This window comes from Saccharopolyspora sp. NPDC045941 (assembly GCF_056431445.1).
This window is the reverse complement of the sequence record NZ_JBWKKU010000023.1, coordinates 1-19,379: the sequence shown is the minus strand read 5'-3', so window position 1 is coordinate 19,379 and position 19,379 is coordinate 1. Positions and strand designations below refer to the sequence as shown.

The following is a 19,379-nucleotide window of genomic DNA, read 5'->3' as shown; positions in this document are numbered from 1 at the left end:
GCCCCGGCGCCGCCCACTCCCCGAACGGCCTCCGAGCCGGTGCTCCCGCTGGTCGCCAAACCCGATGGCCATCGGAAGCAGTGCCCGCCTGAAACGGCGCCCCACTTCGAGCGGTGCCCCACCTCAAGCGGCAGGACCCCCGTTAGCCCCACCTTCCCCCACACTACCCCACTTCACTCCACCGTCAACACGAGTTGCCCCGGTTCCCCCGGCAGGATTGGCCCCGTTTGCCCTGGTAGCACAGCGTGGCGGCGAAGTGGGGGGTAACGCCGGCCCGACCTTGATCAACCCGTCAAAGCGCGCGGTTATGCTCGGGAACCGCCCGACCGGGCACCGGTGGCCGGCCGGTGGGGGCGAGCTCGGTGGGGCGAAGTGGGGCGAGGCGGTCCGCCGCCCGCGGCGAGGTTCGGTGCGGGTGTCCCGCCGGGGACCGCCGGTTTGGCACACTGCACGTGCCCGCCGGTCTCGATCAGGTGATCGTTTCCGCTTTGCCGGGCGATGCCGGCGCGGACCGCGACAGCCACCCGCCGGCCGCAGACTTTGGAGGTTCGCATGCGCGACCGTTCCGGCGTGCTGCCGCGCCGCAACATGCAGGAGGTGGCGTGACGCCTGAAGCCCAGCTGTCCGGCGCTGCGCCGGCCGGCACCGAGCCCGCACCGAGCATCGACCGGCTGCACGGCACCATCCAGCGCATCGCCGCCAACGTCGAGCAGGTCCTGGTGGGCAAGCCCGAGGTGGTGCGGGTGGCGCTGGTCACCATGCTCGCCGAGGGCCACCTGCTCGTCGAGGACGTGCCCGGGGTCGGCAAGACCTCGCTGGCCAAGGCCCTGGCCCGGTCCATCGACTGCTCGGTGAGCCGGATCCAGTTCACCCCGGACCTGCTGCCCAGCGACATCACCGGCGTGTCCATCTACAACCGGCAGACCGAGTCCTTCGAGTTCCGGCCCGGCCCGGTGTTCGCCAACCTCGTCGTCGGCGACGAGATCAACCGGGCCTCGCCGAAGACCCAGTCGGCGCTGCTGGAGTGCATGGAGGAGAACCAGGTCACCGTCGACGGCGAGACCTACCGGCTCAGCGCGCCGTTCATGGTGATCGCCACCCAGAACCCGATCGAGATGGAAGGCACCTACGCCCTCCCCGAGGCGCAGCGCGACCGCTTCACGACCCGGGTGTCGATCGGCTACCCGGACGCCAAGGCTGAGCTGGCGATGGTGGACGAGCACGCCGGGCACGACCCGCTGCGCGACCTGCGCCCCGTCGCCGACGGCGGCGAGGTGCAGGCCTTGTTGCGGGCCGTGCGCCGGGTGCACCTGTCCACCGAGATCCGCCGCTACGCGATCGACCTGGTGACGGCGACGCGCCAGCTGCCCGAGCTGCGGCTGGGCGCATCGCCCCGCTCGACCCTGCAGCTGGTCCGCGCCGCCCGCGCGCAGGCCGCGCTGTCCGGTCGCGAGTTCGTCGTCCCCGACGACGTGCAGGCGATCGCCGTCCCGGTGCTGGCCCACCGGCTGGTGCTGACCAGCGAGGCCCGCGCGTCGCGCCGCTCGGCGACGGACCTGGTGCGGCAGCTGCTCAACCGGATCCCGGTGCCGCGCGGCGACAGCGACGGCGAACGCAGGTAGTCGTGCTCTCGGGGCTGACCATCCGCGGGCGCTGCCTGCTGGCGGCGGGCGTGGCCGCCGGCATCTGCGCGCTCGTGCTGGACGAGCGGGACCTCCTGCGGGTGTCGGCGTTCGTGATCGCGCTGCCGCTGCTGGCACTGGTGCTCGCCAGCCGCACCCGGTTCGGCATCGCGGCCCGGCGGCAAGTGGTGCAGCCGCGCGTCCCGGTCGGCACCGAGGCAAGCATCCAGCTGCACGTCACCGGCAGCGGCCGGCTCCCGGTCGACGGGCTGGTGCTGGAGGACAACACCCCGCACGCGCTCGGCGGGCGGCCGCGGTTCCGGCTGGACGCGGCGCCCCGGCACGGCGGCACGATCCTGGAGTACTCGGTGACGCCGACGCTGCGCGGCATCCACCACATCGGGCCGCTGCGCACCCGGATCAACGATCCCTTCGGGCTCTCCGAGTTCGAACGGGAGCTCGCCGGCCGCAACCGGCTGGTGGCGGTGCCGAGGGTGTTCCGGCTCACCGGGCTGCCCGCCGGTTCCGGGCTGGGCACCGGCGACGACGGCACGACCCGCCTGCGCTCCGGGCACGGCGATGACGACACGATGGTGCGGCAGTACCGGCACGGCGACGACATCCGGCGGGTGCACTGGAAGTCCACCGCGCGCCGCGACGAACTGATGGTGCGGGTCGAGGAACGGCCCTGGCACGGCGGCGTCACGGTGCTGCTGGACCGGCGTTCGGCAGCCCACCGGGGCAGCGGCGCGCGCAGCAGCGTCGAGTGGGCGATCTCCGCGGCGGCCAGCATCTGCCTGCACCTGCACCAGAGCGGCCAGCAGGTCCGGCTGGTCACCGAGGACGGGCAAGTGCTGACCGGCGGCACCGGGCCGTCCGACGGCGGGCACGACGACGACGCGGTGCTGGACGCGCTGGCCGCGGTGCGCAGTTCGCCGCAGCGCGACCTGGTGGCCACCCGCGACCCGGGCAGCGGGCAGGAGCTCATCGCGGTGCTCGGCGAGACGACCACCGCGGCGGTCGCCGAGCTGACCAAGCTTCGTCCACAAGAGACTCGAAGCCTCGCGCTGCTGCTCGACGTCGGCGCTTGGAACGGGGAGAACGGCGGCGGTTTCGACCCGCAGCAGACCGCCCGGCGGCTGCGCGCTGCCGGTTGGACGGTGGTCGTCGTGGACGGCCCGGAGGTCGCGATCTCCGACGCCTGGCAGCGGCTCTGCCGGGAGACGACCGCACCGGAATCGGAGGTCGCGACGTGACCGCGAACCGGATGACGGCGGCCATCGACATGTCGTTGGTGGCGACCGCGGCCGCGGCGCTGGCCGTGCTGTGCGCGTCGACGGCGTTCGCCGGGGTGCTGGCCGACAGCCGGTGGGTCTTCCCCGCGATGATCACCGTGCTGGTGATCGCGGTCATCGGGGCGCTGTGCCGCCGGGTCCGGTGGTCGCTGCCGCTGACCGTGCTCGCGCAGCTGTTCGGCCTGCTGGTGGTCCTGACCGCGCAGTTCGCCGAGAGCGCGGTGCTCGGTGTGCTGCCCGGTCCGGCGGCCCTCGGGGAGCTCGGCCACCTGCTGGCCGAGTCCGGCGACCTGGTGCGGACCGGGGTGCCGCCGGTGCCCGCCGAACCGGCGCTGCAGTTGATGGTCTGCCTCGGCCTGGGGCTGGTCGCGCTGGCGGTCGACGTCATCGTGGTGGCCTACCGCAGCCCGGCGGTGGCCGGGCTGGTGCTGCTGTGCGTGTTCGCCGTCCCGGCGTCGCTGGCCGACGACATGCTGCCGTGGTGGGCCTTCACCGCCGGCGCGCTGGGCTACGCAGTGCTGCTGGCCTCCGGCGGCCAGCACCGCAGGTGGCGGCGGCAGGAGGACCGCAACCAGGTCGCGCACACCGTGTTCGGCCGCTCCACCGCCACGATCGCCGGAACCGCCGGGGTGATCGCGGTGCTCACGGGCGTGGTGTTCACCGGCGTCGGCACCGAGGGCCGGCTGCCGGGATCCGTGCCGGAGCAGTTCAGCGGCACCGACGGCATCGGGCTGCAGCCGTTCACCTCGCTGCGCGGCCAGCTCAACCGGGACCGCGTCGTCGAGCTGTTCCGGGTCCGCGGCCTGCGGCAGGACACCTACCTGCGGGCGATGACGCTGCGGAAGTTCGACCCGGAGCGCGGCTGGGAGCTGGAGGGCCTCACCCAGGGCGTCGACGCCAACGCCAAGCTCGCGCTGCCCGACGGCACGGACATCATGCTCGGCGACTACGAACGGGTCGAGATCCAGCCGATCGGCTACCGGGACCCGTGGCTGCCGATGTTCGGCGTCCCGCTGTTCGTCTCGGGGATGGGCACGAACTGGCGCTACGACCCGGCCGCCGGGATCGTGTTCACCCAGACCAACCAGGAAAGCCGCCCCTACGTCGAGCAGCTGCTCGTCCAGCGGCCGACGCCGGACCAGCTGCGCCAGGCCCACGGCCCGGCGCCGATCGCGCCCGCGTACCTGGACACCGCGGGAATCCCGCCGCAGGTGGCCGACCTGGCCAGGCGGCTCACCACGAACGCGCCCACCGACTTCGACAAGGCGGTCGCGCTCAACCGCTACTTCACCGACCCGGCCAACGGCTTCCGCTACGACCTGCAGACGGCCCCGTCGACCGGCGGCGACGCCCTGTCCGACTTCTTGTTCCGCGGCAAGCGCGGGTTCTGCGAGCAGTACGCCTCGTCGATGGCGGTGCTGCTGCGCTCGGTCGGCATCCCGTCCCGGGTGGCGATCGGCTTCACCCCCGGCTACCGCGACGGCGACGAGCGGGTGATCACCACCGAGGACGCGCACGCCTGGGTCGAGGCGTACTTCCCCGGCTGGGGCTGGCAGACCTTCGACCCGACGCCGCTGAGCGACGGCCGGGCCGCGCTGCCGGAGTTCCTCGACGGCGAGTTGAACCAGGCTCAGCAACCGGCGCCGCAGCCCGGCCGGCCCCAGCCGAGCACGCCGCCCACCGCCGGCTCGGTGCCCGGGTCGGAGCACCCGGACGGCGCTGACGTCGGTACCCCCCGGGCACCGCGCGAGACGGAGAGCTCGAACCCGTGGCCGGTCGTGATCGGCGTCCTGGTGCTGGCATCGGTTCTGCTAGCGGCGCCGGCCGCGGTGCGGGAGATCCGCCGGAGGCGACGGCTGCGCGCGGTCGCCGAAGGCGCGGAGGGCGCCGCGGGGATCGCGTGGCGGGAGGTGCTGGACGAGTTCCAGGACCGGGGCACGCGGCCGGCGGCCGCCGATACCGCGCGCCGGGTCGCGACGGGGCTGATCGAGCGCCACGGCCTGGACGAGTCCGGCGCCAAGGCGATGCGAGCGCTGGTGGTGGCGGTGGAGCGGGAGTGGTACGCACCACCGGGGCAGCAGCCGGAGGCGACGCTCCCGGAGACGCTGCGCGGCGTCCTGGACAGCCTCCGTCGCACGGCGCCGCTGGACTGGCGCTCGCGCCTGTTCCCCCGCTCTGTGCTGGAGCTCCGCCAAGCCAACCGCTGACCCGGAGCAACGCGCGGAAACCTTTTGGGTTGCCACGGCGTGATGTGGTGCCGCGACGTCAGGAATCTGCCTCTGCAGTGACGAAGCCCTGCGGTGAGGGTGGGCGATTTCGCGCGAAATCGCCAATCGGCAGGCGTGGAGACCGCCGATTCGCGAAATCGGCGCGAAGTTCCCCTGCGACGGCCGCAGAGACCGGCCGGCGTGAAAGTGCGCGCATAGCGGAGATCGCCGCCGGTTCCGCTTCGTGGTGCGGAACCGGCGGCGATCTCCGGGTCGATCAGCCGCTATTGATCGAAGCGTTTGCGGAAACGCTCCTCCATGCGCTGCGTGAAGGAGCTGCGTCCGGGCTTGCTGCGGTCCGCGCCCCGCTTCGGCCGACCACCACCGCCGTTCTCCAGTCCCGACTCGATGTCGTCCCCGCCACCGCGCAACGCGGACAGGACGATCACTGCTCCGCCGAACATCACGAGGAAGCCGACCACGCTCAACACGGGGATGTCGGCCGGCCTGAGGGCCGGGATCACCGCACCGATTACCAGCAGGGCCAACCCCAGAACGAAGACGGCGATGCCCTGCAGCCGCCGACGTCTGGATGGGCGATGCAGCCGTCCTCCGCGCACGGTGGAGGCGAACTTGGGGTCCTCGGCGTAGAGCGCGCGCTCGATTTGTTCGAGCTGTCGCTGCTCGTGCTCGGAGAGTGGCATGACTCCTCCTCCGGCACAGGTCTCTCAGTGGCGCCGGAGACCCGGTGGGCAATTGCCCACACAGGCTGGGGACCGGCGAACGCTTGGGGGCGTCACCCCCGAGGATACGGTTCCCGGCACGCGAGTACTACCCGGTCCCGGCACCGGAACTGTGCGAGGTTGCCGACATCATCCCCTCGGGGCAGTGATCGATCCGCACCGCGCCTCCACGCCTGGCGGAAACGGCGACGTCAGGCCGGTCGGCGCGCGATGGCGTGGAGCCGGGTCGCGATGTCGCGCAGCGGCGCTCGGCGTGCCGCCGCCCGCTCCAGCTCGGCCATCGTGTCGGCCGCCCGGGGGTTGTTGTCCAGCGCCGAGCCGGGCACCAGGTCGCTGAGCACGCCTTGTCCCTGGATCAGCTCCACGGTCAATCCGGCACCTGTCAGGGCCTCGCGCAGGCCGTCGGTGTCGAACCGCCGCTGCAGGGTGTCCGATGCCTCGTCGAGCCGCCCGTTCGGGTCCTGGATCAGCTGCAGCGCCTCGGCGAGCCGGCCGGCCAGCGCCCAGCCCAGGACCGCGGCGTACCGGTTGGCGGCCAGCACCGACACCGCACCACCGGGTGCGGTGGCCTCGGCCAGCGCCGACACCGCCGCTTCGACGTCGTCGACGACCTCCAGAAGCCCGTGCGCCAGCACGAGATCGGCGCCGCCTTCCGGGCTGAGCGCCGACAGCGCGTCGGTGTCGCCCTGCAGCGGGGTGATCTGGTCTGCCACGCCTGCGTCGACGGCCCGGCGCTGGAGCATCGCCAACGCGTTCGGGCTCGGATCGACCACCGTCACCGAGCAGCCCGCGGAAGCCAGCGGCACGGCCCACACGCCGCTGCCGCCACCGACGTCGAGCACCCGCGGCGGGCGCCCGCCGCGTCGCCGCCGCGCAGCGTCGAGTTCGGCTTCCAGCACCTGGTGGACGGCGTCGGATCTCATGGTGAGCAGCGTAATGCGGGATCGCGGGCGGGTTTCACCGGAGTGCGGATCGGCGGATCCCCGGCGGCATTCCGCAGAATCCATTCCGCCACCCGCACCACTGGCGTTGATCAAGTTTCAGGGAGCAGTTCTGGGACGGTCCCCGGTTCCGTAGGCTACGACCGTGCAGACGGTGGCAGTGCTGAGTCTCAAGGGTGGCGTGGGCAAGACGACCGTGGTGCTCGGGCTTGCCTCGGCCGCCATGCGCCGCGGGGTTCGGACGTTGGTCGTCGACCTCGATCCGCAGTGCAACGCGACCGCGTGCCTGGAGCCGGAGGAGACCACCAAGGGTCTCAGCGACGTCCTGGCCGATCCGAGCCCGGAGGTGCTGCGGGCGGCGGTGACCGGCAGCTCCTGGGGCGAAGAGGTCGACGTCCTGGTCGGTTCCGAGGACGCCGAGAGCCACAACGGCCAGCACGGCGACGGCGAGCACCTGTCCCGCCTCACCACGGCACTGTCCGAATTGGACGGCCTGATCGCCGACGGCGAGCTGCCGTACCAGCTGGTGCTGCTGGACTGCCCGCCGTCGCTGGGGCGGCTGACCCGCTCCGCGCTGATCGCCGCCGATCGCGCGCTGCTGGTCACCGAGCCGACGATCTTCGCGGTCTCCGGCGTGCAGCGGGCATTCGAGGCGGTGCAGGCTGAGCGCCAGTCGACCAACCCGGACCTGCAGCCGCTCGGCGTCATCGTCAACCGGGTTCGGCCGCGCTCCCACGAGCACCAGTTCCGCATCGACGAGCTGCGGGACATCTTCGGCCCGCTGGTGCTGCCGGTCGCGCTGCCCGATCGGCTGGCCGTGCAGCAGGCGCAAGGGGCGTGCATGCCGATCCACCAGTGGGGCACGCCGGGAGCGCGGGAGGTCGCGCTGGCGTTCAACCTGGTGCTGGCCCGCACGCTGCGGGCCGGGCGGCCGCGCCGCGCCGAGCCCGACGACGACGAACTGCTGGACGGTGCCGAATGACCACGACGTTGTTCCTGACGTTCGTCTTCGTCGCGCTGATCGGTGTCCTGACGCCCGGCCTGGACACGATGCTGATCCTGCGGCATTCGCTGCTCGGCGGGCGCCGCGTCGGGGTGGCGACGTTCCTCGGGATCAACCTCGGCTGCCTGATCTGGGGCACGGCGAGCATCGCGGGCCTGACCGCGCTGCTCACCGCCTCCCAGGTGGCCTACGACATCGTGCGGGTGGCGGGCGCCGCCTACCTGCTCTGGCTGGGCGGCTCGGCGCTGTGGAAGTCGTTGCCCCGCAACAGGGTTCCGCAGGCCGACGACGTCCCGGTCGAGCCGGTGGCGCTGACCGCTTTCGGCGCGCTGCGCTCGGGGATGGTCACGAACCTGCTCAACCCCAAGGTGGGTGTGTTCTACGTCAGCCTGCTGCCGCAGTTCCTGCCGCCCGGGGCGGCGGCGTTCGCCTGGGGCCCGCTGCTCGTGGCGACGCACATCTCCATCGGGCTGCTGTGGTCCACCGCGCTGGTGTGGCTCGCCGGCCGGGCCCGCGCGCTGTTCCAGCGGCAGCGGGTGCGCGCCTGGCTGGACCGGATCACCGCGACGGTGCTGATCGGCCTCGGCCTGAAGCTGGCAGCCGAGGGGTGAGCGAGCCCTGCCCGAAGGCGACACGGTCTTCCTCACCTGCCACCGGCTGCACGAGGCGCTGGCCGGGCAGGTACTGACCCGCGGCGAGCTGCGGCACCCCCGTCTGTCCACATTGGATCTCAACGGTCGGCGGGTGCGCGAGGTGCGCCCGGCGGGCAAGCACCTGCTGATCCGCTTCGACGACGGCCACACCCTGCACAACCACCTGCGCATGGACGGCGCCTGGCACCTCTACTCCCCCGGCACCAGGTGGCGGCGGCCTGCGCACCAGGCCCGGGCCGTCCTGGGCACGGCCGACCGGGTGGCGGTCGGGTTCAACCTGCACGACCTCCGCTGGCTGCCGACCTCGGCGGAATCCGAGCTGATCGGCCATCTCGGGCCGGACCTGCTCGATCCGGCGTGGGACGACGGGCACGCGACCGAGGCGATCCGGCGGCTGACCGCCGACCCGGACCGGGAACTCGGCCGGGCGCTGCTGGACCAGACCGTGATGGCCGGGGTCGGCAACATCTACAAGACGGAGGTGTGCTTCCTGCTGGGCCGCTCGCCGTGGACGCCCGTCGCGGAGATCGACGCGGCCCGCGCGGTGCGGCTGTGCCGGGAACTGCTGCTGCGCAACGCCTGGCACCCCGAGCAGTCCACCACCAAGAGCCTGCGGCGCGGCACCCGGCACTGGGTCTACGACCGGCGCACCTGCCTGCGGTGCGGCGGACCGGTCCGCCGCGGCACCCAGGGCGACGACGTCGAAGCGCGCGTCACCTACCACTGCCCCCGCTGCCAACCCTGACCAGCACGGCCAGGTTTCCACTGGTCAGTGCCCGTGAGTGAGTTGTGTCGCCATAGCAGCACAAAACACGCACGACACCTGGCCGGCGGAATCGCAGGCTAGCTTTCGGCGGCCGCGTCGCGGGCGTCGGCGAGGCTCCGCAGGATCGGGTAGACCAGCACGATGCCGACCGAGCCCCACACCAGGCCCGTGATCCGGAGCTCCCCCACCTGCAGCGTCAGGTTGCCGACCCCGGCGATCACCGCGGTGCCCATCACCACCAGGTTCACCGGATCCGCGAAGTCCACCGCGGCGTCCAGCCAGATCCGCGCCCCGACCAGCGCCAGCAGCCCGAAGAGCACCAGCGTCGCGCCACCGAGCACGCCGAGCGGAATCGTGTTGATCAGGGCGCCGAGCTTCGGCGAGAACGACAGCACGATCGCGCCCACCGCGGCGACCAGGCAGGCCGCCGTCGAGTACACCCGCGTCGCGGCCATCACCCCGATGTTCGCCGCGTAGCTGCTCAGCGCCGACCCGCCCGCCGAGCCGGCCAGCGTGGTGGCCAGACCGCCGCTGATCAGCGCGTCCCCGACGTACGGGTCGAGGTCGCGGCCGCTCATCGCGGCGACCGCCTTGAGGTGCGCGACGTGCTCGGCGACCAGCACGATCACCAGCGGCAGCACGAACGGCATCACCGAGATGTGCGCCTGCGGGGCGATCAGCTGGGGCAGCCCGAACCAGGGCGCGGCGGCCAGCTCGTCGAGCCGCTCCGGGACGAGGTCACCGGCCAGCACGGCGTAGATCCACCCGACCAGCACCCCGATCAGCACCACGGCCCGCCCGGCCATGCCCCGGCTGAGGACCGTGAGCAGCACGATCGTGCCGAGCGTCAGCGCCGCGGGCACGCGCTGCTCGCTGAACCAGGACACCGACTGCGGCGCGAGGCTGAGCCCGATCATCAGCACGACCGCGCCCGTCACCACGGGCGGCATCGCGGACTCCAGCAATCGCACGCCCAGCGCCTTGACCGCCACGCCGACGGCCATCACCACCAGGCCGACCGCCATGATCCCGCCGAGCAGGGCGGCCGGGCTCGCACCGGCCTCGCCCGCGGCAGCTCCCAACGGCACCACGAAGGCCACCGACGCGCCGAGGTAGGTGGGCACCCGGTTCCGGGTGAGCAGCAGGAACAGCAGGGTGCCGACGCCTGAGAGCAGCAGCGTGGTCGTCAGCGGGAAGCCGGTCAGCAGCGGCACGAGCGTCGTGGTGCCGAACATCGCCACGAGGTGTTGCAGTCCGAATCCGATGGTCAGCGGCCAGCTGAGCCGCTCCTCGGAGGCCACCACGGCATCGCGCACCAGGCGTCGACCGTTGCCGTGCACGGTCCACAACGCCACATCGTCCTCCCCCGAGCCGCCCGGTCGGGCGAGGCCCTGCCACGGCATGTGATGACAGAGGGAAGATTACTATTTCGCATCACACAATCAAGCCAACCCGCTCGGTGGATCGACGAAAACGTCGACTACCAGCAGTGATATCGGCCCGGCGTGTCGCGTCAGTCCTGGCCGGATCGGCGCTGCGGGTCCGCGCTGGGCCCGTCCGGCCCGAAGATCTCCCGCAATCCGGCGGCGAGCCCGGCCAGCCGATCGGTGGCGTCCTGCATCAGGTACTTCTGCTCCGGAGCACCGCTGGCGGCCACGGCCCGCCCCGCGGCGGCGACCAGCCCGCCGTAACCGTCGAGGCCCTCGTCCAGCTCCTCGCGCAACCGCTGCGCATCAGCCTGCAACGCGGGCTTCTGCGTCTCCGGCGCGTGCGGGATCGCCGCCTCCACGGCGACGATCCGCTCTGCGACGCGCCGCAGCTCCGCTGCCGCGATGTCCGCGGTGGCCCGCGCGTCGGCTGCGGCGCTGCCCGCGCCCGCCGACGTCAGCTGCGCCAGCGCATGGCGCAGGCTCTGCTCCGCATCGCGCAACCGCTGCATCGGAGCCCGCGCCGCCGACCCCTGCGGGGGCAGCGCCGCGGGCTCCGGCTGTGGCTCGGGCAACGGCGTCCTCATGAGCCGCCGGTACTTCAGCCCCACCTTGACCGCGCCCACGCCGCTGATGACGGCGAGGCCGCCCAGGCCGACGGTGCTCGTGTACTGCAGGAACTCCCCCATGCCGCCCAGCGCGCTCCACATCTCCGGCAGGGACGCCGAGGCGGCGGCGCCGGCGCCGAACACGCCGGCCGAGGCTGCGCTGCCCGCAGCAGCCCGCTTCGTCCGCTTGCGCTGCCGCAGCAGCCGAGCCCGCGGATCGCGCCAGTTGGCGAACCTCCGCCGCACCTCGGAGAGGAGCGGGCCGCGCATCTGTTCCAGCGCGGCCTCGCCCAACTGCGTCAGTTCCTGCTTGCGGGACTTCACGCCTCGCTCGCTCAGGCTTGGCCGGCTTGCGGATTCTGCTGTTGCTGGGGCTGGGTCGCCGGCTCACCGGCAGCCTGCGAACCGCCGGCGATCTGCTGCTGCTGTCCGCCCGTCACCTGCTGCTGCCCGGTGCCCATCGAGGCGCGCAGCTGCGCGAGCCGGCTGGCGCCGGCGGCGTCGATGGACGCCTGCTGGACCTCCAGCATCCGGCCCTGCACGCTGTTCTGCGCCAGCTCCGCCTCGCCCAGCGCGGTGGTGTAGCGGCGTTCGATCTTGTCCCGGACCTCTTCCAGCGACGGCGTGGTGCCGGGCGCGGCGATCTCGGTCATCTGCCGCATCGACGCGGAGACCTGCTCCTGCATCTTGGCCTGCTCCAGCTGGCTGAGCAGCTTGGTCCGCTCGGCGATCTTCTGCTGCAGGATCTGCGCGTTGCGCTCCACCGCCTGCTTCGCCTGCTCGGCGGCGCCCAGCGACTGGTCGTGCAGCGTCTTGAGGTCCTCGACGCCCTGCTCCGCGGTGACCAGCTGGCTGGCCAGCTGGGTGGCGGTCTCCTCGTACCTCTGCGCGGTCGCCTCGTCGCCGTTGGCACGTGCCTGGTCCGCCATCACCAGCGCCTGCTTCGCCGACGCCTGCAGCTTCTCGACCTCGCCGAGCTGCCGGTTCAGCTTCATCTCCAGCTGGCGCTGGTTGCCGATCACGGAAGCGGCCTGCTGGGAGAGGCTCTGGTGCTGCTTCTGGGCTTCCTCGATGGCCTGCTGGATCTGCACTTTCGGGTCCGCGTGCTCATCGACCTTCGACGAGAACGCCGCCATGAAGTACTTCCAGGCCTTCACGAACGGGTTGGCCATCTCCTCCGCCTGCCTTCTTCTGTGCTCGGCTGCCCCATGCCGACACGACCGCACCGGGCGTGCCCGCTGGTTCCATCGTGTCAGGTAGTCGTGTCGGCTTCCACCAAACACGGTAGTTCTCCGGGATTTACCGGGAGCTACGACCCAAGATCGAACCAGAAAGCCGCCACCGCCCGGCCACCGGGCCCCGAAACGGTCGTGAGTGCCGAAACGGGCATATACCCGCTCCGGCACTCACGAGGTTGGTCTTGCTCCTACGCAGCCACCACTACGCCGCCGGGCTTGCGCACCGGCGCGCTGATCCGCTGGCTGAGCATCGGCTGCAGCCGGTCCGCGCAGGCGCGCGGTTCCGCGTCCGCGCTGGCTTCGGCGCCGGCCAGCTGCTGCTTGGCCAGTTCGGCGTCGGAGAGCTCGGTGCCGATCAGGCTGGGCACCAGGCGGCCGCCGTCGATCTCCGCCGACGTTGCCTGCTCGACGACCGACGGCACCACCAGCGTCTCGTCGAGATCGCCGGCCACGGTGACCAGGAGTTCCGGCAGCGGCAGGTCCAGGGCGTCGCAAATCGAGGCGAGCAGCTCGCTGGACGCCTCCTTGCGGCCCCGTTCCACCTCGGAGAGATATCCGAGGCTCACCCGGGCAGCGCGCGAAACGTCCCGCAAGGTCCGAGACTGTGCGGTCCGGGCGCGGCGCAGTCGTTCACCGACCGCCTCCCGCAACAATACGGTCATCGCGCGCCTCCCTTCCTTCGTCGCCTACCGCGTGCACCACGCGTGAACGCCACCTACGTTACTCATCCGAGGGCCCGAACGAGAACGATCGTCCACAAGTCCGCCGAGGGCGAACGCACGGTGACCGTTCCCGGGCGCAGCCTTCTGCCAGCGCACAGCGCCCCGTTGAATCAACGCAGCAGACCCGCGAAGTGTTCCAGCGCCACCCGAACGGCCGCAGCCCGCACGGCGTGCCGGTCGCCGTCGAGGCGCACCGACCGCACCGTCGCGCCATCCGGCCCCGCGAACCCGAGGTGCACAGTGCCCGGCGCCACCCCGTCCTGCGGGTCGGGCCCGGCCACGCCGGTCAGCCCGATGCCCCAGTCCGCGCCGCAGCGCCGCCGGGCGCCGTCCGCGAGCATCTCCGCGACCCGCGGGTGCACCGCGCCGTGCGCCGCGAGCAGATCGCGATCGACCCCGGCCAGCTCCGCCTTCAGGTCGGTCGCGTAGACGATCAGCCCGCCGCGGACCACGTCGCTGGCCCCTGGCACGTCGGTCAGCACGGCGGAGACCAGGCCGGCCGTCAACGATTCCGCGGTCGCGACCGTCTCGCCGCGCCGCCGCAATGCCTCGATCAAGGCCGCGACCTGCGACAACGACAACCCGATCTGATCGACGATCACGCGCCGACCTTGGCCCGGCCGGCGGCGCGCAGCCGCACCGCGCGCACGACGTAGTCGAGCCCGGTCACGACCGTGGCGACGAGCGCCGCGCCCATCACGATCCAGCGCGGCACGTCGGCCCAGGCGCCGAGCGGCAACAGGTAGAAGCCGATGGCGAGTGCCTGCAGCAGCGTCTTGACCTTGCCGCCGCGACTGGCCGCGATGACGCCGTGCCGGATCACCCAGAACCGCAGCAGCGTGACGGCGACCTCGCGGCCGATGATCATCCAGGTGACCCACCAGCCGAGGTCGCCGAGGAGGCTCAGCCCGACCAGCGCGGCGCCGGTCAGCGCCTTGTCCGCGATGGGATCGGCGACCTTGCCGAAGTCGGTGACCAGGCCGCGCTTGCGGGCCAGGTCACCGTCGATGCGGTCGGTGATGGAGGCGATCGCGAACACCGCCGTGGCGATCCACCGCCACAGCGTGTCGTGCCCATCCTCCCAGAACAGCGCGACGAGGAAGACCGGTACCAGCGCGAGCCGGGAGACGGTCAGGATGTTGGCGATGTTGACCAGCGGCACGGGTTCGGACCGCGCCCCGGTCGGGTTCGCCGCTGCGGAGTCGGACGTCGCGCCATCGGCCGTCATGGCTGCTCCCCGGGCCTGTTCTGCGCGGGCGTGCTGTCGATCGGGCGCACCACGAGGTCCACGCCTTCGCTGTCCACCACCCGGCAGAGCAGCACATCACCCACGTTGACCTCTCCAGGATCGGTGACGAGGCATTCCCCGTCCACCTCCGGCCCCTGGTGCTCGGCGCGGCCGGCGCACTCCTCGTCGCTGACGCGCTCGACGAGGACCCGCACCTCCGTGCCGATGCGGTCCTCGGCGCGCTGCGCGATCAGCTCGTCGACGAGGTCGGATAGCTTCTCGACGCGCTCGTCGACGACGTCCGGGTCGATCTTGCCGTCGAAGCCGGCGGCCTCGGTGCCGTCCTCGTCGGAGTAGCCGAACACGCCGATGGCGTCCAGCCGCGCCCGGGTGAGGAAGTCCTGCAGCTCGGCGAAGTCGTCCTCGGTCTCGCCGGGGAAGCCGACGATGACGTTGCTGCGGATGCCCGCCTCCGGGGCGAGCTCGCGGATCTGCTCGATGAGCGCCAGGAACGACTCGGTGGAGCCGAACCGGCGCATCCGGCGCAGCACCGACTCGCTGGAGTGCTGGAACGACAGGTCGAAGTACGGCGCGACACCGGGCGTGGTGGCGATGGCCCGCACCAGGCCGGGACGGGTCTCGGCGGGCTGCAGGTAGGACACCCGCACCCGGTCGACGCCGTCGATGGCGGCGAGCTTCGGCAGCAGCACCTCCAGCGCCCGCGCGTCGGCCATGTCCTTGCCGTAGGAGGTGGAGTTCTCGCTGACCAGGAACAGTTCCTTCGCGCCGTGCTCGGCCAGCCAGGCGGCCTCGCCCAGGATCTCCTCCGGCGGCCGGGACAGGAAGGAACCGCGGAAGGACGGGATGGCGCAGAACGAGCAGCGCCGGTCGCAGCCGGAGGCCAGCTTCAACGCGGCGACCGGCGAGTCGTCGAGCCGGCGGCGCGCCACCGCGCGGGCGGCCGGGACCCAGCCGTGCCCGGGAACCGAGACCTCGGCGGCCGCGGCGGGCCGGGCGACCGGGGTGATCGGCAGCATCTTGCGCCGGTCCCGCGGCTGGTGCGACTGGATGGCCTGCCCGGCGACGACGTCGTCGAGCCGGTCGGCGAGGTCGGCGTAGTGGTCGAAGCCGAGCACCGCGTCGGCCTCGGGCATGTGCTCGGCGAGCTCGGCGCCGTAGCGCTCGGCCATGCAGCCGACGGCGACGACCTTCGCGCCGGTGTCGGCGGCGGCGAGCAGCGTGTCGACGGAGTCCTTCTTCGCCGATTCGACGAAGCCGCAGGTGTTGACCACCACGACGTCGGCGTCGTCGGCGTCGACGAGCTCCCAGCCGCGACCGTGCAGGTTGCCGGCGAGCTCTTCGGAGTCGACCTCGTTGCGGGCGCAACCGAGCGTGACCATGGCGACTCGGCGGTGATTTTGCTCGGTTGACATGCGAGGAGCGTAACGTCCCCGCCGCCGCCCCCTGCGCACGAGCCCGTCGGGCGAAAACCCCGGCCGTGGTCAAGATTACGGCCACCACCCGACCACTCGAACCCGCGGTTGGTTAGGCTTGCCTAACATGACAGCTCTCGTCGAGGTGCGTCCGGCCCGAGTCCGCGACGCCCGCGCGATCAAGGCGTTGATCGACCACTACGCGGGGAAAGTGGTGCTGGGCAAGGAACTCGTCACGCTCTACGAGGACATCCAGGAGTTCTGGGTCGCCGAACAGGCAGGCCAGATCGTCGGCTGCGGCGCACTGCACGTGCTCTGGGAAGACCTCGCCGAAATCCGCACCGTCGCCGTCGATCCGACGACCAAGGGCCGCGGCATCGGCCACGCGCTCGTCGCCAGCCTGGTCACCGCCGCCGGCGAGCTGGGCCTGTCGCGAATCTTCGTGCTGACCTTCGAGACCGAGTTCTTCGGCCGCCACGGCTTCCTGCCGATCGCCGACACCCCGGTCCCGCCGGACGTCTACGACGAGATCCGCCGCTCGCCGGACGAAGGCGTCGCACAGTTCCTGGACCTCGCGCACGTGAAGCCGAACACCCTCGGCAACTCGCGCATGCTGCTGCGACTGGGCTCGTGACGCGCCGAGAATGCGCATGCCACGCCAGGATAGCGGCGCTACGATGCCCCCATGAATGACTATGCGTCATCGGCGATAACGATTCGACGGGCTCGCATCGCCGACGTGCGGACGATCAAGTCCCTGGTCGACGCCTACGCGGGCGAAGTGCTGCTGGCCAAAGAACTCGTCACCCTCTACGAGGACATCCAGGAGTTCTGGGTCGCCGAGCGCGCCGAGCCGGACGGCGCCGGCCGCGTCGTCGGCTGCGGCGCGCTGCACGTGCTCTGGGAAGACCTCGCCGAGATCCGCACGGTCGCGGTGGATCCGGCGGCGAAGGGCCACGGCATCGGCCACCGCCTCGTGCACCAGCTCGTCGACCTCGCCCACGAGCTGGGCCTGACCCGGGTGTTCGTGCTGACCTTCGAGACAGAGTTCTTCGGCCGCCACGGCTTCCGCACCATCGACGGAGCCCCGGTCAGCCCGGACGTCTACGAGGAGATGCGCCGCTCCGTCGACGCGGGCGTGGCGGAGTTCCTCGACCTCGCCAACATCAAACCGAACACGCTCGGTAACACCCGGATGCTCCTCGAACTCGACCGATAACGCCCGACCGGTCGAATTCGGGGTCATCGTTCTCGTGCCGGATGCCCGAACGTCCCGCGAACACCACCTGCAACAGCTATAACACGGGGAGTGATCCGTTCGGCTCCGAGGAGACCAGCCGTGGAACGTTCCCCTGCTCGCCGTGGCTTCTTCACCTGCGCCGCGGCAACCGGCGCGCTGTTGCTCACCGCCGGCACCGCGCACGCCGACCTCAGCCAGACCCAGCTGCGGGTGGTGACCGACGAGTACCTGTACGAGTTCTCCCTCGACACGTTCACCGAAACCCGCGCCGAGCAGCCCCATGCGGATCAGCTCGACTGGTCCTCCGACGGCTGTTCGATGTCGCCGGACAAGCCGCTGGGCTACAAGTTCCGCACCAGCTGCGAGCGGCACGACTTCGGCTACCGCAACTACAAGCGGCAGGACCGGTTCGGCGAGGACGACCGCAAGAAGGTCGACGACAACTTCAAGGCCGACATGTACTCGGTCTGCGGCAGCGACGTGGTCTGCAAGGGCACTGCGAACATCTACTACTACGCGGTGCGCGAGTTCGGCGGGACGAGCGGGTCGACCGCCGAGGCCGTCGAACTGGCGCAGGTCAAGCCGGTGCTCTCCGGCACCGGCTCGCTGCTGGAGTACCACGCGGTCAACGCCACGGGCGAGATCGTGCGGCTCGGCGCGAACGGCTGAGCACCGAGCGCGATCGGCGGAGGGCGCGTCCGGGCGGGACGCGCCCTCCCCCCGTCTTCGCCGGGTTTTTCCGCCGCCACGAAAAGGTAATGTGCCCTTCGCGCCCCGGCGCACGGCGAGAAGGGAACACGAATGGTCAAGCGGCAACTTCCGCGCTGGTCCGAACTGCGTCCGCTGCTGCGGGTCAAGCCCCCACAGCTGAACACGACCGAGCGGCGCCTATCGGCCGCCCACTCGATCGCCGACCTGCGGGCCATCGCCCGCCGCCGGACGCCCCGCGCCGTGTTCGACTACACCGATGGCGCCGCCGAGGCCGAGATCAGCCTGCGCCGCGCCCGGCAGGCCTTCCGCAACGTCGAGTTCCGCCCCTCCGTGCTGCAGGACGTGTCCAAGGTGGACACCAGCAGGACGATCCTCGGTAGCCGCTCCGAGCTGCCGTTCTCCTTCGCCCCCACCGGTTTCACGCGCATGATGAACCACGAGGGCGAGCCCGCGGTGGCCCGCGTCGCGGACCGCGCGGGCGTCCCCTACGCGCTGTCCACGATGGGCACCACCTCGGTCGAGGACGTGGCCGCGGCGGCGCCGAACTCCCGCAAGTGGTTCCAGCTCTACCTCTGGCGCGACCGCGAGGCCAGCCGCGAGCTGGTGCAGCGCGCCCAGGACGCCGGCTACGAGGCTCTGATGCTCACCGTCGACACGCCGGTCGGCGGCGCGCGCCTGCGCGACGCCCACAACGGCCTGACGATCCCGCCGGAGCTGACGCTCAAGACCATCGCCGACGGCGCGATGCACCCGGCGTGGTGGTTCAACCTGCTCACCACCGAGCCGCTGTCGTTCGCCTCCTTCAAGCACTGGTCCGGCACCGTGCAGGAACTGATCAACTCGATGTTCGACCCGTCGCTGAACCTCGCCGACCTGGAGTGGCTGCGGGAGCTGTGGCAGGGGCCGCTGATCGTCAAGGGCATCCAGAACGCCGACGACGCCAGGCGCGTGGTCGAGCGGGGCGCCGACGCGGTGGTGCTGTCCAACCACGGCGGGCGACAGCTCGACCGGGCCCCGACGATGCTGGAACTGCTGCCGTCGGTCCGCGAGGCCATCGGTGGCCGGGCCGAGATCCTGCTGGACACCGGCATCGTCAGCGGAGCCGACATCGTCGCGGCGATCGCACTCGGAGCGGACTCGTGCCTGATCGGCCGGGCCTACCTGTACGGCCTGATGGCGGGCGGCGAACGCGGCGTCCAGAAGACGGTGGACATCCTCCGCGCCGAAATCGTCCGGACCCTCCAACTGCTGGGCGTCCACGCGATCGACGACCTCAACACCACCCACGCCACCCTCCGCCACGGCTGATCCCCCGCAATTTCCATTATTGAAATCGAACCTTCGATTTCAATGGAAATTGCGGACCGTCGGCGCGTCGGACCACGACACGCCGACGGCTGTGGACAACTCCCGCAATTTCAATGGAAATCGGAGACGTGATTTCCATTGAGGTGATCTCAGTAAGAATCGTTTGTGGGTGCCGATCGGAAACGTGGCAGGTGATCGGCTGAGACATGCCCGGAGGAAGTGGGGCGTGGGGTG

The 19,379-nt window shown here is 71.5% G+C and carries 19 protein-coding genes; 10 read left to right on the top strand and 9 right to left on the bottom strand.

Annotation, left to right across the window (positions count from 1 at the left end; all coding sequences use genetic code 11):
• Positions 1–620 precede the first annotated feature (620 nt).
• Genes AC07FN_RS19975 through AC07FN_RS19965 form a run of 3 tightly spaced genes read left to right on the top strand, consistent with a single transcriptional unit; the run spans position 621 to position 5,124 of the window.
• A complete protein-coding gene (locus AC07FN_RS19975; RefSeq protein WP_478397029.1) occupies positions 621–1,622 on the top strand; it encodes an AAA family ATPase in 1,002 nt (333 codons plus the stop codon).
• Between the two features lie 2 nt (positions 1,623–1,624).
• Positions 1,625–2,878 (top strand): DUF58 domain-containing protein, encoded by a 1,254-nt coding sequence (locus tag AC07FN_RS19970; RefSeq protein ID WP_478396949.1) that lies wholly within the window; start codon positions 1,625–1,627, stop codon positions 2,876–2,878.
• Positions 2,875–5,124, top strand: a complete 2,250-nt coding sequence (locus AC07FN_RS19965) for a transglutaminase TgpA family protein (protein WP_478396948.1) — start codon at positions 2,875–2,877, stop codon at positions 5,122–5,124. The genes AC07FN_RS19970 and AC07FN_RS19965 overlap by 4 nt, the downstream gene beginning before the upstream one ends.
• 284 nt (positions 5,125–5,408) lie before the next feature.
• On the opposite strand, the gene AC07FN_RS19960 is transcribed toward AC07FN_RS19965, so the two are convergent.
• Positions 5,409–5,828 (bottom strand): DUF3040 domain-containing protein, encoded by a 420-nt coding sequence (locus tag AC07FN_RS19960; protein ID WP_093261617.1) that lies wholly within the window; start codon positions 5,826–5,828, stop codon positions 5,409–5,411.
• A 230-nt stretch (positions 5,829–6,058) separates the two neighbouring features.
• Entirely contained in the window at positions 6,059–6,790 is a 732-nt protein-coding gene (locus AC07FN_RS19955) for a class I SAM-dependent methyltransferase (protein WP_478396947.1), read from the bottom strand.
• A gap of 163 nt (positions 6,791–6,953) precedes the next feature.
• On the opposite strand from AC07FN_RS19955, the gene AC07FN_RS19950 reads away from it, so the two are divergent.
• From AC07FN_RS19950 to AC07FN_RS19940, 3 genes are read left to right on the top strand one after another with little or no spacing between them, the layout of a single operon-like run.
• Positions 6,954–7,790, top strand: a complete 837-nt coding sequence (locus AC07FN_RS19950) for a ParA family protein (protein ID WP_093261620.1) — start codon at positions 6,954–6,956, stop codon at positions 7,788–7,790.
• Complete coding sequence (locus AC07FN_RS19945) at positions 7,787–8,422, top strand: LysE family translocator (protein WP_478396946.1); 636 nt, start codon at positions 7,787–7,789, stop codon at positions 8,420–8,422. Before AC07FN_RS19950 ends, AC07FN_RS19945 begins: the two co-directional genes overlap by 4 nt.
• 7 nt (positions 8,423–8,429) lie before the next feature.
• Complete coding sequence (locus AC07FN_RS19940) at positions 8,430–9,209, top strand: Fpg/Nei family DNA glycosylase (protein WP_478397028.1); 780 nt, start codon at positions 8,430–8,432, stop codon at positions 9,207–9,209.
• 98 nt (positions 9,210–9,307) lie between these two features.
• Here the strand turns inward: AC07FN_RS19940 and AC07FN_RS19935 are convergent, their stop codons facing one another.
• From AC07FN_RS19935 to rimO, 7 genes are all read right to left on the bottom strand, one after another.
• A complete protein-coding gene (locus AC07FN_RS19935; RefSeq protein WP_478397027.1) occupies positions 9,308–10,585 on the bottom strand; it encodes a uracil-xanthine permease family protein in 1,278 nt (425 codons plus the stop codon).
• A 158-nt stretch (positions 10,586–10,743) separates the two neighbouring features.
• Entirely contained in the window at positions 10,744–11,589 is an 846-nt protein-coding gene (pspM, locus tag AC07FN_RS19930) for a phage shock envelope stress response protein PspM (RefSeq protein ID WP_478396945.1), read from the bottom strand.
• 11 nt (positions 11,590–11,600) lie between these two features.
• Complete coding sequence (locus AC07FN_RS19925; protein ID WP_478396944.1) at positions 11,601–12,437, bottom strand: PspA/IM30 family protein; 837 nt, start codon at positions 12,435–12,437, stop codon at positions 11,601–11,603.
• 254 nt (positions 12,438–12,691) lie between these two features.
• Positions 12,692–13,165 carry a helix-turn-helix domain-containing protein gene (locus AC07FN_RS19920; protein WP_478396943.1) on the bottom strand — a complete coding sequence of 158 codons (474 nt, stop codon included), beginning with the start codon at positions 13,163–13,165 and terminating at the stop codon, positions 12,692–12,694.
• Between the two features lie 170 nt (positions 13,166–13,335).
• Positions 13,336–13,827, bottom strand: coding sequence for a CinA family protein (locus AC07FN_RS19915; RefSeq protein ID WP_452615501.1), 492 nt, complete (start codon positions 13,825–13,827; stop codon positions 13,336–13,338).
• Positions 13,824–14,453 (bottom strand): CDP-diacylglycerol--glycerol-3-phosphate 3-phosphatidyltransferase, encoded by a 630-nt coding sequence (pgsA, locus tag AC07FN_RS19910; RefSeq protein ID WP_478396942.1) that lies wholly within the window; start codon positions 14,451–14,453, stop codon positions 13,824–13,826. The genes AC07FN_RS19915 and pgsA overlap by 4 nt, the downstream gene beginning before the upstream one ends.
• Positions 14,450–15,886 carry a 30S ribosomal protein S12 methylthiotransferase RimO gene (rimO, locus tag AC07FN_RS19905; RefSeq protein WP_452615500.1) on the bottom strand — a complete coding sequence of 479 codons (1,437 nt, stop codon included), beginning with the start codon at positions 15,884–15,886 and terminating at the stop codon, positions 14,450–14,452. The genes pgsA and rimO overlap by 4 nt, the downstream gene beginning before the upstream one ends.
• Positions 15,887–16,013: 127 nt before the next feature.
• Here rimO and AC07FN_RS19900 point away from each other — a divergent pair, with 127 nt between their 5' ends.
• The 4 genes from AC07FN_RS19900 to AC07FN_RS19885 all read left to right on the top strand — a co-directional run bounded on the left by AC07FN_RS19900 (position 16,014) and on the right by AC07FN_RS19885 (position 19,145).
• A complete protein-coding gene (locus AC07FN_RS19900) occupies positions 16,014–16,520 on the top strand; it encodes an amino-acid N-acetyltransferase (RefSeq protein ID WP_478396941.1) in 507 nt (168 codons plus the stop codon).
• A 51-nt stretch (positions 16,521–16,571) separates the two neighbouring features.
• Positions 16,572–17,105: an amino-acid N-acetyltransferase gene (locus AC07FN_RS19895; protein ID WP_478396940.1), complete on the top strand. Its 534-nt coding sequence runs from the start codon at positions 16,572–16,574 to the stop codon at positions 17,103–17,105.
• Positions 17,106–17,225: 120 nt separating this feature from the next.
• On the top strand, positions 17,226–17,795 hold the full coding sequence (locus AC07FN_RS19890; RefSeq protein ID WP_478396939.1) for a phospholipase: 570 nt from the start codon (positions 17,226–17,228) through the stop codon (positions 17,793–17,795).
• 132 nt (positions 17,796–17,927) lie between these two features.
• Positions 17,928–19,145: an alpha-hydroxy acid oxidase gene (locus AC07FN_RS19885; protein WP_478396938.1), complete on the top strand. Its 1,218-nt coding sequence runs from the start codon at positions 17,928–17,930 to the stop codon at positions 19,143–19,145.
• Positions 19,146–19,379 lie beyond the last annotated feature (234 nt).